General features: G+C 49.5%; 13 protein-coding genes and 1 riboswitch. Of the genes, 3 read left to right on the top strand and 10 right to left on the bottom strand.

Annotated elements, in window-relative coordinates; all coding sequences use genetic code 11:
- Positions 1-13: 13 nt before the first annotated feature.
- A complete protein-coding gene (locus ACQY6Y_RS02230) occupies positions 14-1,081 on the bottom strand; it encodes a polyprenyl synthetase family protein (RefSeq protein WP_428378683.1) in 1,068 nt (355 codons plus the stop codon).
- Between the two features lie 2 nt (positions 1,082-1,083).
- The gene (gene galE / locus ACQY6Y_RS02225; RefSeq protein ID WP_428378682.1) at positions 1,084-2,139 is read right to left on the bottom strand and encodes a UDP-glucose 4-epimerase GalE; all 1,056 of its coding nucleotides are present in this window, start codon (positions 2,137-2,139) and stop codon (positions 1,084-1,086) included.
- Between the two features lie 301 nt (positions 2,140-2,440).
- On the opposite strand from galE, the gene ACQY6Y_RS02220 reads away from it, so the two are divergent.
- Positions 2,441-3,469: a 3-deoxy-7-phosphoheptulonate synthase gene (locus ACQY6Y_RS02220; protein WP_428378681.1), complete on the top strand. Its 1,029-nt coding sequence runs from the start codon at positions 2,441-2,443 to the stop codon at positions 3,467-3,469.
- 46 nt (positions 3,470-3,515) lie between these two features.
- Here the strand turns inward: ACQY6Y_RS02220 and ACQY6Y_RS02215 are convergent, their stop codons facing one another.
- The 3 genes from ACQY6Y_RS02215 to ACQY6Y_RS02205 are packed head-to-tail and all read right to left on the bottom strand — an operon-like array spanning position 3,516 to position 6,747.
- Complete coding sequence (locus ACQY6Y_RS02215) at positions 3,516-4,331, bottom strand: energy-coupling factor transporter transmembrane component T family protein (protein WP_428378680.1); 816 nt, start codon at positions 4,329-4,331, stop codon at positions 3,516-3,518.
- A gap of 1 nt (position 4,332) precedes the next feature.
- Positions 4,333-6,141 carry an ABC transporter ATP-binding protein gene (locus ACQY6Y_RS02210; protein WP_428378679.1) on the bottom strand — a complete coding sequence of 603 codons (1,809 nt, stop codon included), beginning with the start codon at positions 6,139-6,141 and terminating at the stop codon, positions 4,333-4,335.
- 27 nt (positions 6,142-6,168) lie between these two features.
- Positions 6,169-6,747, bottom strand: coding sequence for an ECF transporter S component (locus ACQY6Y_RS02205; RefSeq protein WP_428378678.1), 579 nt, complete (start codon positions 6,745-6,747; stop codon positions 6,169-6,171).
- A 6-nt stretch (positions 6,748-6,753) separates the two neighbouring features.
- Positions 6,754-6,904: riboswitch (FMN riboswitch) on the bottom strand.
- Between the two features lie 147 nt (positions 6,905-7,051).
- Between ACQY6Y_RS02205 and murB the strand changes: the two genes are divergently transcribed.
- A complete protein-coding gene (gene murB / locus ACQY6Y_RS02200; RefSeq protein ID WP_428378677.1) occupies positions 7,052-7,999 on the top strand; it encodes a UDP-N-acetylmuramate dehydrogenase in 948 nt (315 codons plus the stop codon).
- A gap of 3 nt (positions 8,000-8,002) precedes the next feature.
- Here murB and ACQY6Y_RS02195 read toward each other — a convergent pair whose 3' ends face one another.
- From ACQY6Y_RS02195 to ACQY6Y_RS02175, 5 genes are all read right to left on the bottom strand, one after another.
- Entirely contained in the window at positions 8,003-9,103 is a 1,101-nt protein-coding gene (locus ACQY6Y_RS02195; protein ID WP_428378676.1) for a serine hydrolase, read from the bottom strand.
- 78 nt (positions 9,104-9,181) lie between these two features.
- Positions 9,182-10,546, bottom strand: coding sequence for a PFL family protein (locus ACQY6Y_RS02190; protein ID WP_428378675.1), 1,365 nt, complete (start codon positions 10,544-10,546; stop codon positions 9,182-9,184).
- A gap of 74 nt (positions 10,547-10,620) precedes the next feature.
- Entirely contained in the window at positions 10,621-11,718 is a 1,098-nt protein-coding gene (locus tag ACQY6Y_RS02185) for a serine hydrolase (protein WP_428378674.1), read from the bottom strand.
- A gap of 187 nt (positions 11,719-11,905) precedes the next feature.
- A complete protein-coding gene (locus ACQY6Y_RS02180; protein ID WP_428378673.1) occupies positions 11,906-12,736 on the bottom strand; it encodes an ABC transporter substrate-binding protein in 831 nt (276 codons plus the stop codon).
- A gap of 27 nt (positions 12,737-12,763) precedes the next feature.
- Positions 12,764-13,603: an ABC transporter substrate-binding protein gene (locus ACQY6Y_RS02175; RefSeq protein ID WP_428378672.1), complete on the bottom strand. Its 840-nt coding sequence runs from the start codon at positions 13,601-13,603 to the stop codon at positions 12,764-12,766.
- Positions 13,604-14,017: 414 nt separating this feature from the next.
- Between ACQY6Y_RS02175 and ACQY6Y_RS02170 the strand changes: the two genes are divergently transcribed.
- Positions 14,018-14,752 carry a TetR/AcrR family transcriptional regulator C-terminal domain-containing protein gene (locus ACQY6Y_RS02170; RefSeq protein WP_428378671.1) on the top strand — a complete coding sequence of 245 codons (735 nt, stop codon included), beginning with the start codon at positions 14,018-14,020 and terminating at the stop codon, positions 14,750-14,752.
- Positions 14,753-14,786 lie beyond the last annotated feature (34 nt).

Raw genomic sequence — 14,786 nt, 5'->3', positions numbered from 1 at the left:
TCAAACCAAATGCTTACTTGGCTCGCTCAACAAAAAAATCCGCCATAGCTTGAAGCATTTTGCATGCTGTGTCAGAAATAAGCCCCTTGTGGGCAAGGCTTTCTGCTGCCTGTATGGCCTTATCGACATTTTTTTGAGCAACTTCCTGACAATATGCTATACCGCCGCCGATCTCAATAAGCTCGACAGCTCGCGCAAGCTGCTCTGAATCGTTAGTTGATGATTCAAGAATAGTAATAAGCTCCTCGCGATCGGGAGAACCCAAATGGCTGAGCGCCCATACCACTGCAAGCGTGCGCTTACCTTCGGTAATATCCGAGCGAAAATCTTTCCCTTGGCTGGTGGGATCACCTATTAAATTAAGCAAGTCATCTTGCACCTGGAAGGCAATACCCGCAGGAAGACCCACCTCAATAAGACCCTGAGCTGCCTCTTTTGAGGCCCCAGCAGCAAGAGCGCCAATATAAAGAGGGCTTGCAGCGGTATACCAAGCTGTTTTGCTCGTGACCATGTAGAGATAATCCTGTGTTGTAAGGTCCCAGCGACCATCACGGACCCAACCAAGATCCAACGCTTGCCCTTCCAACGTGTGTCGTTCCATTTCGATAAGTGCCTGGGCAACGTTGAGACGATGCGCTTCATCGAGGCTGTTATCGTTAAGAACGATTTCAATCACGTTGGTAAGGGCTAGATCTCCAGCATTGATTGCAAGTCCAATACCTTCTGTTCTGTACAGGCAGGGCTCACCGCGACGCAACTCTCCTTCGTCGGCAATGTCGTCATGGATAAGAGCGGCGCTCTGAAACAATTCAATTGCGACTGCTGCAGAGAGTGCCTGTTCAGCCTTACCTCCAACTGCCTCAGCACCCAAGAGAGCGAGAACAGGTCGAACGCGCTTGCCGCCAGAAGCGGTAAAGCGTGCAAGCGGACTATAAAGATAGTTCGCAAGATCGGCAGCAGAAGCAGAATCCGTTAAAGGATGAGTCTGTGCATCAGTAAGTGCCTGCTCAACAAGCGGCAGTTTCTCATGCAAATAGACAACAAAAGGATTCTGCTCTGTTTTGGGGGAAGATGTTGTCATCACTAGTCCTCGTAGCCATTAGGGTTGTGAGACTGCCAGTTCCATGAATCGCGGCACATATCGTTAATGTCGTAACGCGCCTCCCAGCCAAGCTCGCGTTTAGCCTTGGAGCAATCGGCGTAGTTTGCCGTTACATCGCCAGCGCGACGCGGCTCAATAACGTAGGGGAGATCACGGCCACAAGCAGCGGAGAAGGCCTTGATAATATCAAGCACTGAGCTGCCTTTGCCGGTACCCAAGTTAAAGATCTCTACGCCGGTGCGGCCATTCATCCAAGCCAGTGCAGCCACGTGGCCAGAGGCGAGATCCATTACGTGAATGTAGTCGCGCACACCAGTGCCATCGGGCGTGTCATAATCGTCGCCATACACATGTACGGCATCGCGCTTTCCAACAGCCACTTGCGCAACATATGGAACGAGATTATTGGGAATACCCTTTGGATCTTCGCCAATAAGGCCTGAGGGGTGAGCTCCAATGGGGTTGAAGTAGCGCAGAAGTACAACGTTCCACTCATCATCGGCAACGGTAAGATCGGACAAAATCTGCTCAATCATCCATTTAGTCCAGCCGTAAGGATTCGTTGCGGGTTTTTTAGGGCTCTCCTCGGTAAGAGGCAGCGAGTCGGGATCTCCATAGACCGTGGCTGAGCTTGAGAAAACAATCGATTTGCAATTGTGATTGCGCATCACATCAACAAGGGTGAGCGTATTGCCCAAGTTGTTGCTGTAGTACTCAATAGGCTTCTGTACCGATTCTCCGACGGCTTTATAGCCTGCAAAATGAATAACCCTATCAATGGGGAACTCTTCGAATACCTTTTCCAGTGCCGCCTTATCGTTTACATCCAACTTGCGGAAAGCGAGACGAGAAGCGGCTTCTTCTCCGACAATTTGGCCAATACGGTCGATAACACGCTCTGATGAATTAGAGAGGTCGTCGACAATAACAACGTGATAGCCGCTTTGCAAAAGTTCAACAACCGTGTGGCTACCAATAAAACCAGCGCCACCAGTAACAAGTACGTAAGTATCCTTCGGATCTTTTTTCTGAGACATGATGCCTCCTTTTGGGAGTGCGCAAGAGAAATTCTGCGCCTTGCGGATGCGTCGTCTGAGAGAATTTACTCCCATCTCAGAAAAGTATACGACCCTAAGGTGTTGCTCGCGAGTTATCCATAGCGTGAGGACAATTTGTTATCAGTTTTATTGCGGGTTATTGATAGTGCCAACAGATGCTAGGATTCCAACTTGGCACGTTTAATTTCTTGCCCCGCGCTGGTGCAAGGAAAAAGATACAGAGACGCTCTGGCAATCTCGGGTGTAACTGCGAGTATACCGTGCGTCTGGAAGGAGAAGTATGTCACTTGATTTCAAGAGAAAGCTGCCCATTCCAAAAGAGATACGTGAGGATATGCCGCTTTCCCCTGAGATGGCAGCTCGCAAGCCTGCATTTGATGCCGAGGTAGCCGCAGTTATCAAAGGCGAATCTGACAAGCATCTTCTCATTATCGGTCCGTGCTCAGCAGACCGTGAAGACTCGGTGCTCGACTATGTAACACGCCTTGCAGCTCTGGCTGAGCGTGTTTCTGACAAGCTCATTGTTATTCCGAGGGTGTATACAAACAAACCACGCACAAACGGTACGGGCTATAAGGGTTTGCTGCACAATCCCGATCCTGAGGCAGCTCCCGATCTGCTTGAGGGCGTTAAGGCTATTCGCCATATGCATCTTCGTGTGGTGGAAGAAACGGGGCTTTTTACAGCCGATGAGATGCTGTATCCCGACAATTATCAATATCTTATCGATCTGCTTTCATACATTGCAGTGGGTGCTCGATCAGTAGAAAATCAAGAGCATCGCTTGGTTGCAGGTGGTGTTCCCTATCCAGTTGGCATGAAGAACCCAACCGGTGGCAGCGCAACGGTTATGCTCAATTCGATTTATGCAGCTCAGCAGCCACAGACGTTCATTTTCCGTAACTGGGAAGTCCAGAGTTCGGGCAACGAGCTTGCGCATGCAGTGCTCAGAGGCTATGTCGGTTTGGATGGTATTAACTACCCGAACTATCACTATGAGTATCTTGAGCGCTTGGCCGACAATTATCTGCCCGAGAAATATGCCAACCCGGCGGTTATTATCGACTGCAACCACGACAATTCGGGCAAGCGTCCTTTGGAGCAGGTGCGTATTTGCAACGAGGTGCTCGATAGTGTGGCGCGTTCAAGCAAAATCGCTCGCCTGTTCCGTGGCTTTATGGTTGAGTCGTATATTGAGGACGGCAATCAGCCCGTTGATGGTGGCGTATACGGCAAGTCCATCACCGATGCTTGCTTAGGCTGGGATAAGACCGAGCGCCTTGTGCTTGAGATCGCAGATCGCCTGTAAGCGTCGCTTCATAGATATATAACAGTTTCGCAGGACCCTTGGGAAGTTATCCTAAGGGTCCTGGCATACCTATCGTTGATAAGAACGCGAGAAGAACAAGGTAGGTGGCGCACAGTACGGCTGCGATGAAATCTCTGCGCGTATACGCCAACGGATGCCAATGAGTTCTTCCGCTACCACCCTCATAGCAACGAGCGTCAAGTGCACGAGAAAGTCCATCGGCATGATGAAGAGAGCTTGCAAGCAGCGCGATGAGGATTGAACTGATGGCGCGCAGCCGATTTGAGCCATGCTTAAAGGATGCACCACGCACTGTTTGAGCATCGATAATAGCTTGAGTCTCGTCAGCCAGCAGCGGAACAAAGCGCAGCATAAGAGAAAAGACTAGTGCCAGCTCATGACCTGGCAGCCCAAAGCGCGTTAAGGGCGAGAGTGCTGCTTCAAAAGCATCGGTAAGCTGCGTTGGCGTTGTTGTGAGCAGCAGAACTGCCATGATAATAACGGCAGGAATCATCCTCAAAGGATAGAGAAGTGCGGCGCGTATGCTGCCAGTAGTAATTTCAAACGGACCGCAGGTCCAGAGGGGCTGGCCGCCGCGAGCAAGAAGCAAATTAAAAAGGCTCAAGACCAACAGCATAATTACCACAGGGCGGATAGATCTGAGCACTTTGCTCGGCTCTGCTTGTGCGGCCACAATAATGCCAAGCGAAACAATGAAGGCAAAAAGCAGCTGAGCCGTATTGGATATAAAAAAGACCGAAATCATGCCAATAAGCGCAATAGCAAGTTTGGCGCGTGGATCCAGTCGGTGAACAAAAGAATTACCTGCACAGTATTGGCCAAGGGAGATACGAAATGCCACGTTAGCTCACCCCTTGGTATGAATAATTGCTCACAATGCGGGTAACCAGCGTGTCCATATCGAGCGGATTGCCCAGGTTGTGTATGCCGGCGGCTTGTAGAGCGAGATTGTAGGTTAGAGCGTGGGGGAGTCCCAATCCAGAGTCTTTGAGTAACGCACGATTCTCTACCGAGAAGACTTGTTCTGGAGTTCCGTTCATAAGGATGTGTGAACGATCGAGTACCACGACCTGATCTGCCTGTGCGGCATCATCCATGGAATGGGTGACAGTAATGAGTGTAACGCCCTGCTCATGCACGCGTTTAAGAATAGTTTCCAGCTCATGGCGACCATGGGGATCAAGTCCTGCAGTTGGCTCGTCAAGCAGCAGAATGGTGGGTTCCATCGCAAGGATGCCTGCAAGTGCACAGAGACGTTTTTGTCCACCCGAAAGCTCGAAGGGTGAAGCATCTTTTCGCTCAGAGAGACCAACAAGTTTAAGAGCGCGTTCTGTCTTTTGCCTAACTTCTTCATGGGTGAGCTTGAGGTTGCTGGGGCCAAAAGCGACATCTTCAAAGACAGTTTGAGCAAAGAGTTGGCGTTCAGGACGCTGCATAACATAGCCAATACGTCCATAGAGCTGACGGCGATTTCGCTTGCGTGCGGTATCAATGCCGAGCACTACCACATGGCCCTTATCCGGTTTCTCAAGTGCGCACAAAAGGCGAAGGAGGGTAGATTTTCCTGAGCCTGTTTGTCCCACTATGGCGCAAGTAGTACCTGTGGGCACAGCAAAAGAAACATCATCAAGTGCGACGTGGTAATTCTGATTGCCCTGGGGGGCATATGAGTACGAGACATGATCGCAAAGAATAGCCATTTCAGTGTTGGTGTTATTTTGCACAGGCGTTGAAGAGACGCGCTTTGAAGAGATAGGCAATGAGACTGGATTATGAATAGGATTTGCTGTAGATGCCTGCAAAGTGGCGATTCCAGCAAGCTCTTGAACAAGAACATCTTCTCTGCATGTCCATGCAACAGGAAGGCCTCTATGCTGCAAATGCTCGGCAAGGCGTGCGGCGAAGGGTGCCTCAAGACCAAAAGAGTTGAGAGGCTCAGAAAAAACCTCTTGAGGGGTACCTTCGCGCACAATATGGCCATGGGACATAACGAGCACACGGTCGGCTGCAAGCGCTTCATCCATGAAATGCGTTACATGAACAATTGCAACACCAGCGTCATGCAGACGTTTAATGACGCGCATGATTGAATTGCGTCCGCGTACGTCAAGCAACGCACCGGGCTCATCAAGAACAAGAAGTTGCGGCTCCATGGCAAGTGCTCCTGCAATGGCAACACGTTGTTTTTGTCCTCCGGAAAGATGCGCCGGGTCGGCCTGAGCATAATCGCTCATAGCCACGCGTTTGAGTTCACGCTCAACACGAGCGCCAATAACCTCGGGGGGAACGCCGAGATTTTCTGGACCAAAGGCTATATCGTCTGCAACCACCGACGTTACGAGCTGATCGTCGGGGTTTTGAAAGACAAGACCAAGCGCTTTTCGTGCCTGTCGATATGCCTCAAAATCGGCTTGTCCGTCTTTACAGACTGTTTGTCCAACCAGTTCTACGGTTCCCGTATCGGGAGCAGCAAGCCCGGTAAGCACTGAAGCAAGCGTAGACTTACCGGACCCGTTTGCGCCGAGTATACAGACGCACTCTCCAGGCATGAGCTCAAAAGAAACATCATCCAATGCAATGGTGCCATGCTCATATTGAAACTTTATATGTGAGAGACGTGCTAAGGGTTTATCGTTTTTAGTGTGTGTCATGGTATGGAGTACAGTTTTAGATGCGATTTATGCCGAAAGAACCTTGGTAACAGGCTTGTAGATCAGGACAGTTACCACGCAGTTGATGGCAATTTTTGCAAGGTTAAAAGGAAGAAGTATAGGCACGATTGTGTCAATCACGCCCTGCACAGAGATATCCATATACAGCGGGGTAATAAGGATATTGCCTACGATACAAGCTACGAGGCATACGACAGCACCCACAACAAGGCCTAAGATAGCGCCACGCAGGCTTCTGTTGTGGCTGTATATGAGTGATGCTGGCATAACGAGTGTAAAAGTAGCCAAGATAGCCATGATGGTTCCATATACACCGCTCATAGTGGCCAGGTGTACTAAGTAAGGCAGAATGGAAACGACGGCTCCTGTGGCTGGGCCAAAGGCAAATCCAGCGAGCAGGGCGATGATAGCCGATGGGTCATACTGCAACCAATTGATGCCAGGAATAATGGGGAATTCCAGCATAAGGGTGCAGACAAGAGAAACAGCACACAAAAGAGCTGTTACGGCAATGCGCTTGGTCGACCAGGTGCCTTGAGCCGTAGTTGAATGAGTGTCGTGCCGCATAGGGGTAGTGGTTGCCATACATGGCCTCCGTTTCTTCCGTCCGGACTGTTACCGTTGGTTCCGGAATCTCACCGGATCAACCGCATTTGCGGCTCGCGGACTTCGGCTTTGTAGAGCCTTGTGCTCTAGTGCCGTTACCGCCAGTGGGGAATTGCACCCCGCCCTGAAACTGATACGGAACTATAGCACGCTTATATGTCAGAAAGTAGATAAAGATGAGCTTTGTGGACATGGCGGGTATACTTTATGGAGCATGTAAGGAGTGAAACGATACGTCTTATAAAGTTTCACTTGCACAGATATTGAAGGAGTGAACCTCATCATGGCCGACGACCATGGCAGTGATACGCCCGATCTTTCTCGTTCTGCTCTTGTGGCACGGCTTGAACGTGCAATGGGGCCTGGCGATGTACTTCTCGATGAGCCTATGTGCAATCACACCACGTTTAAAATTGGTGGCCCTGCAGATGTCTATGTAACGCCCGATTCACCCGACCGCGTTGTTTCGGCTGTAAACATATGCCGGGATTTAGGCGTGCCTTATTTTATTTTAGGGCGCGGCTCAGATCTGCTTGTGGGAGATAAGGGCTATCGAGGCGTTATTATCTGCATGGCTGATGCCTTTGATGATCTTTTGGTAGATGGCGAGCGCATGGTATGCCAGTCGGGGGTTACGCTTTCCGATGCTGCAGAGATGGCGTGCGCCCTTAGTCTTACCGGGCTTGAGTTTGCTTGTGGTATTCCTGGCACTGTTGGTGGTGCTGTCTTTATGAATGCCGGGGCCTATGATGGTCAAATTTCCGATGTGCTTGAAGAGGCGCGTGTGCTTACGCCCGACGGCGAAGTGCTCGATCTCAAGAATGATGAGCTTGAACTTGGATACCGCACGAGCCGTGTTAACACCGACGGTCTTGTGGTGCTTTCTGCCACCTTCCGCCTTACCCGTGGCGACGAAGAAGCCATTCGTGCTCGGATGGATGATTTAACAGCTCGTCGAGAAAACCGTCAGCCTTTGGAATTACCAAGCGCGGGATCGACCTTTAAGCGTCCAGAGGGCTACTTTGCGGGCAAACTCATTTCTGATGCTGGCTTACAGGGCTATCGTGTGGGTGGCGCTGAAGTCTCACAAAAACATGCCGGTTTCGTTGTAAATGTTGATAATGCCACAGCAGCGGATGTGCGCGCGGTTATCACGCATGTACAAGATGAGGTAGAGCGCCTTAATGGCGTGCGCTTGCAGCCGGAAGTTCGTTTTGTGGGCGAGTTTTAAGCGCTAACTATCAGATGGGATCTGTGTTTGTGGTGTTATGAGTGAGCTGGTGCTTCCACCGGTAAGCTCTCCATGGGCCATGTTTACCGCATCTACGACAGGTATAAGAGCTGCAAAATCTTGTGGTGCATTTGACATGATGGCCACTACGTAGGTACCAGAATCTGATTGAACAATACCGGCATCGTTGGTAGCCGCTAAATCGCTGCTGGGATACCAGCCGGGCTTTGTCCAGGCAGTATAGGTATCTGTTGTAAGTGCATGGATGCATGAGTTCTCAGATACTTCGAGATATTCTTGAAGCTGTAATGCATTGGCAGATCCACTGGTGAGGTAGTCGTAGGCATGGAGCCACATAGCAGCCAGTTGGTTGGGTGTGATATCGGCATATCCCCTGCCATAAAGTGCCTGTGCGTCCTCTTCAGAAAAACCTGCAGCTACGAGCCAGTCGTACATAAAAGTGGAGCCATAAGAATTGCGGAGAGACTCGTAGGCTTCATTATCTGAATACACCAAACAGTTCTGAACGGTTTCGCTTGAGCCAAGATAATTCATTGAGTGCTCGTTTGACTCGTAAAGCGCAATGACATAAGGCGCTTTGATTGTGCTGGCACTATAGAAGGTCTGATCAGCGTTATATGAAATAGAATTGCCAGAATCGATATCCGTAAGAGTAAACCCGAGCGAAAAACCGTTCGATTCGAACGTATCGATAGCTGCAACTAACGTGGCATACGCATCAGAGTCGGGAAACGATGCGGGACCTGTGAAGGTAATACCTTCAGGTGTGGTTGTCGTAACTATCTCGTTTTCAGAGGAGCTGTCGGAAGCACTTTCCTCCGATGCAGCATTGTTGCTTTCGGTGGCCTGAGAAGGCGCGCTCGTGCACGTGCGCACAATGAGAATAATCCCCAGTATGAGCACAAACCCAAAAACGACCAAGACAATGCGCAGGGACCTCTTGTTATGAAGTACGTGCAGCCTTTGTGACTGTGATCCAGATGTAAATGAATGCTTCATTTTGGAATAAGCAGCATGAGATGAGCTGCTAAGACGGGCAAGGCGATGCTCGTTTTTGTGTGTATGGCTGCGCTTTTGCTTCAAACTGAGGTCACCTCCTCACGAGGCATTGTAGTGGTGTGTTTTTTTGAAAGCTCTCGTACCCGTTACGGGCACAGAAAGCTAATTTTTGAGTGAATTGAGCGGTGCAGGGAAACGCCCTCCACGATGTGCAAGTATGGTACCAGCATTTGGATTAACATGCATAACCGGAGCTGAACCAAAAAGGCCGCCAAATTCCAACATCTCGCCTTCTCCATGGCCAATAGCCGGAATCAGACGAACTGCCGTGGTCTTATTGTTAATAACACCAATTGCCATCTCATCTGCAATAATGCCGGCCAAAGTCTCCACAGAGGTATCGCCAGGAACCGCGATCATATCGAGGCCCACGGAGCACACACAGGTCATAGCTTCGAGCTTCTCAAGTGAGAGCGCTCCCGATTCTGCAGCGGCAATCATACCAGCATCTTCTGAAACGGGGATAAAGGCACCCGAAAGGCCACCCACACTTGAGCTTGCCATGACACCGCCTTTTTTAACAGCGTCGTTGAGCATGGCAAGCGCGCAGGTAGTGCCTGGTCCTCCACAAACGCCCACACCCATTATTTCAAGAATGCGTGCAACGGAGTCGCCGACAGCAGGGGTTGGGGCGAGCGAAAGATCGACAATGCCTTTCTCAACGTTGAGACGGCGAGCTGCTTCACGGCTCATAAGTTCACCGGCGCGGGTGATCTTAAAGGCTGTTTGTTTGATGCGCTCGGCAACTTCCATCATGTTGGCTGTTTTTGGCAAATCTTCAAGAGCAGCTGCCATAACACCAGGGCCAGAAACACCAACATTGATTACGGCGTCTGCTTCACCAGTTCCATGAATGGCTCCGGCCATAAAGGGTGAATCTTCCACCATGTTCGAGAAAACAACGAGTTTGGCTGCACCGTAACACTGCTGATCGACAGTGAGCTCTGCTGCCTTACGCACCGTTTGGGCCATAAGCAAAACGGCATCCATGTTGATGCCTGCGCGCAAGCTTGCAACATTTACGCTGGAGCAAACGCGATCGGTGGAAGCCAATGCTTCAGGGATGCACGCAATCAGGCGTTTATCTGCATTGCCAATTCCTTTATGGACAAGAGCGGAAAAACCGCCCATAAAATCGATGCCCAAAGTTTCGGCAGCACGATCCATAGCATGCGCAAGCGGTGTGAGATCGTTGTCTGAGCATGCGGCAGCAATTTGAGCAATGGGTGTAACTGAAATGCGCTTGTTTACGATAGGAATACCGTATTCGCGCTCAAGCGCTTCCGCTACTGGAACAAGGTCTTTAGCGGTAGTGACGATTTTCTCGTATACCTTGTCGCACATTTTGGAGAGATCAGAATCCGCACAGCTCGAGAGATTGATTCCCATTGTGATGGTGCGAATATCGAGGTGCTGACGCGACACCATGCTTAGTGTCTCGGTAACCTCTTCAAACGTGATAGCCACAAGACCTCCTCAGGCTTAGAGCTCATTGCAAGAAATGCTCAGTAAAAGGGGTTTGTCCTTCAAACGCATGCATTCTACCGTATAAAGAGTACCGAACTGCCCCCGCACATTTTGCCATGAGCAGCATTGAGAGCATCAATAAGCGGCAAAAGAGCATCAAAATCTTCGCTTGCATTGCTCATGACGATAAGAACGTAGGGGCCACAGTCGGAAAAGACTACGCCGGCATCCACGGTGGCTTCTAATCCGTTGCCATCGGCGGGATACCAACCGGGTTTGCTCCACACTTCATACGAGTCGCGAAGAAGATCTCCCATAGCAGTATGGTTGGTTTGCGCTAAATATGAGCCAAGCTCAGCACCTCCAGCTTCTTCGGATGTGCCATAGCGCCATATCTCCTGCCAGATGGCAGAAAACTCATTAGCAGAGATCCAGGGGTAGTAATACACATAGGCGTCACTTCCGGCTTGAGGTGCGCCATGTGCTTCGAGCCAAGCACCGTAGGAAGAAAGTCCAAAGGTGTCTATGAGGGTATGAAACGCATCATTGGATGAATTGACCAGGCAATCCTCAATAGTTGAAGCCATGCCTGCCGAACCGCCGTTATTCTCCATCACCATGGTGCAATAGGCAGCCTTAATGGAACTTGCAGGGTAAAGACGTTCATCGGCGTTGTATGACATGCTTCTGCCGCTGGAGAGATCGAGCATCACAAAGCTGAGGTTGTAATTCTGTGCTTGAATGTCCGAAAGTGCACTCGCTACCTGCGCATAGCTCGGTGTTTCTACAAATCCATCAGGTGCATTGACGGTTATTTGCTCCGGTGTAGTGACGGTTACTACAGAGGCGGAAGCACTGGTATCGAGCGGGGTGGTATCCCCGGCATCCTTGTTGGTAGAAGTTTGGTTGTCAGAAGCCGCCTCATTCGAGGTGTTATTGCTGGTGCGGTCAAGCACCTCTGCATTATCTTGTGCGTTGGAGTCTTGCGAGGTTTCTGTTTGACTGTTGTTTGAGGAAATACCGAATGCGCTGAGAAGTGCGGTGCGCGGGGCGGGAAATGCAATAACACATACAAGAGCTGCAGCCAATAGGAGACCACAAATAACAAGTACACGTTTATTGTGTTTGTTTGAGTGGTGTGATGCTGTGCTTGCGTGCTTGCCTTCGCTCATTGCTGCTCTTTCGTGGGATTGATTCGACATCGTATGGCTATCGTAGGCCCTGCATTACACAACCATAGACAAGAAATTGCAATTGATGTGAGGTTTACTGCAAATAAATGGCAAGTAGCTGTAAAAAATACTCCCACATAGCGCACTATGAGAAGCGCCATGCGGGAGTGTCGTAAAAAAAGAGATCTTAAAGCGTCGTGCCAAACCACTTTTGTTCGAGTTGGTCGAGCGTTCCGTCGGCCTTTATTTCTTCAATAGCTTTGTTTACTGCTTTGGTGAGGTTGGGGTTATCTTTAGAAATAGCCACACCACACTGTTCACCAGTGGGAATTTCCTGGGCAATTTTAAGGTCGTTATAGGCAATTCGAATCTCGTAATTTGCTACAGGAAGATCAAGCAAAATACCATTGTAAAGACCGGTTTGAACACCAGTAAGACCTTGAACAATATCGTCGAGCGGCACGATAGTGGCTTTAGAAATGTTTTCCTCTGCCCAAGCCTCACTTGTAGTACCCGACTGAACAGCGACTTTGTTGTTTTCAACATCGATCTGTTCTGTATTAGAGATGTCAGATGTAGCGGGGACCACAAGTGCCTGATTGGAATCCATATATGGGTCGGAGAAGTCCACCTGCTCAAGGCGCTCGTCGGTAATAATGATGCAACCCAGTGCAACATCTGCTTTACCACCCTGTTTGATGGTCGGAATAATGGCATCAAACTTCATGTTGGGCAGGATGTTCTGCTCAAGACCCATTTTGTCGCAAATTGCGCCATACACATCTATATCAAAGCCTTCTGGCTGATTATCGTCGTTCAGCATTTCAAACGGCGGGTAGTAAAACTCTGATACAAGTGTGAGTTTACCGGGTTCGACAAGCGAATAGGAATCGCCGCTGGCAGCGGAGCTGTTGCCGCTTGTTTGATTTGATCCCGAACAACCTGCAAGCGTTGCTTCTATACCGAGCCCGCAGGTGCCAAGAAAGACACGACGAGAAAGAGGGCTAGATATCTTCACGAAAACCATCTCCTGATGAATGAAATCTTAAAGCGTCGTGCCAAACCACTTCTGTTCGAGTTGGTCGATGGTGCCATCGTCTTCGAGCTCCTGAAGGGCCTTATTGATGGCGGCGGTGAGTTCGGGATTGTCCTTAGAAATAACAACGCCGTACTGTTCGCCTGTGGCAATTTCTTGCGTGACTTTCAAATCGGAGTAACCAACCTGGATCTCATACTGAGCAACAGGCAGATCGCAAACAGAAGCAGTGTAAAGGCCTGTCTGAACACCTGTGAGGCACTGAATAATATCGTCGAGTGGAACTACGGTAGCGTTAGGAAGATTTTCACGAGCCCACGCCTCGCCAGTTGTTCCTGCCTGCACAGCGATTTGAGTACCTGCAACATTAAGATCCTCAGCGGTAATGTCACCAGCGGACGCAGGTACCACGATTGCCTGATTGGAATCCATGTAGGGGTCACTCATATTAACTTCGTCAAGACGATCGTCGGTAATGGTGATAGCACCAAGGGATACATCAGCTTTGCCGCCCTGTCGGATGGTGGGAACAATGGTGTCAAACTGTACGGTTGGCAAAATATTGGGCTCGAGACCAAGCTTGTCGCAAATTGCGTAGTACAGATCTACGTCAAAACCCATCTGTTGCCCGGTTTGATCATCCATATAAACAAACGGAGGAAAGTAGAAGTTGGAAATCATAGTAAGTTTGCCATCTTCTACCAGGTTGTAACCGGATGCATCAGAAGTGTTTGAGTTTGATGTTGTGGAGTCTGAGCATCCTGAAATTGAGAGTACTGCCGCAATACCAAGAGCAGCAAGTAAAGCGACACTGCCTAACAAACCCTTTTTCATGTGCTTTAGTTTCATGGGGGCTCACCATCCTTATTGCCATTACCTCCATAGCAGGGTATGTATGTTTGCTTCAATAACTCGTGGTTCTAAGTCATCTGGGCAAAACATGTCCAAGCAGTTTGTGCCAATTGAGAGAGCGGTATGTATCTAAACGTGAATTCGTTACATACATTTCGCATTTATGACTCAATTTTGCAAAAATTCGAATTAAATAAGATAGATTTTGAATAAAAGTAATAATTTGAGTAAAAATATAAGTTAATAAAAAACAGCGTGCCTGTTATGAGCCATTGTTTATTCATGGTGATATGAGGAAGAATCATGTCTGCAACCCACTTTCGCTGAAGTTTTTCTCACACTGTGCAATACTTCCCATGCTGTGTAGAAAGTCACACGTTGCCATGAGGCAGGGTGTGCAAAGGGAGGTACATGCAAGGAAGTACACACGTTACGGAGCACATAGACCCGAGAACAGCTCGTTCTCGTGAGCTATTACGAGATGCTCTTGCAGCGGAAATAGATTTAACGGGGGACCTTTCTCGTGTCACCGTTACGGCGGTAAGCGATCGTGCTGGCCTCACGCGTCGTACGTTTTATTCGCATTTTCGAGATATCCCTGATCTTGTTTCACAAGTAGAAAACGAAACGGTGGAAGCGCTTCGTCCTTACGTGGCGCAAATTGCTGCCGTACATCTTGATGAGTTGAGTCGGGCTATCCGTCATCTGGAGCCTTGTCCTGGTTCTGTAGAACTGCTTGAGTTTTTGGGCGAGCGCGGTTCGTATCTGGGGCCGCTTCTGGGCGATGGGGGAGATCCGGCATTCGCCAAGCGTTTAGAGGCTCTTGTCCGCGAAGTTGTCTCTGCGCGTGCGCTTGAAGGTTTGGATTCAGAGGCTGTTGGCGCGTTCTTTGATTATTACTTGACGTATGCCATTTCTGCCGAAGTTGGCGTTCTCGTTCGATGGCTTACAACCGGTAGACGTGAAAGTGCTCGCACAATGGCACGCGTTATGACAGCGCTTATGTTTGTCCGACCGGGCGACCTCTACGGGAAAAGCATTGATTTTGATGTACATGGTATTGGGCTTGCACTTGCCCGACGTTCAATTCGTCCGCCTTGGGCAAAGCACGATCGTTCAGAACGTGCTCGTCCGCAACCCGAGTAACGCCTGTCTTTTATCACGTTGTAATTTACCGAAG

It is taken from the genome of Olsenella sp. Marseille-QA0557, from assembly GCF_965119725.1.
GTDB lineage: Bacteria > Actinomycetota > Coriobacteriia > Coriobacteriales > Atopobiaceae > Coprovicinus > Coprovicinus avistercoris.
This window is presented reverse-complemented; position numbering and strand designations above follow the sequence as displayed.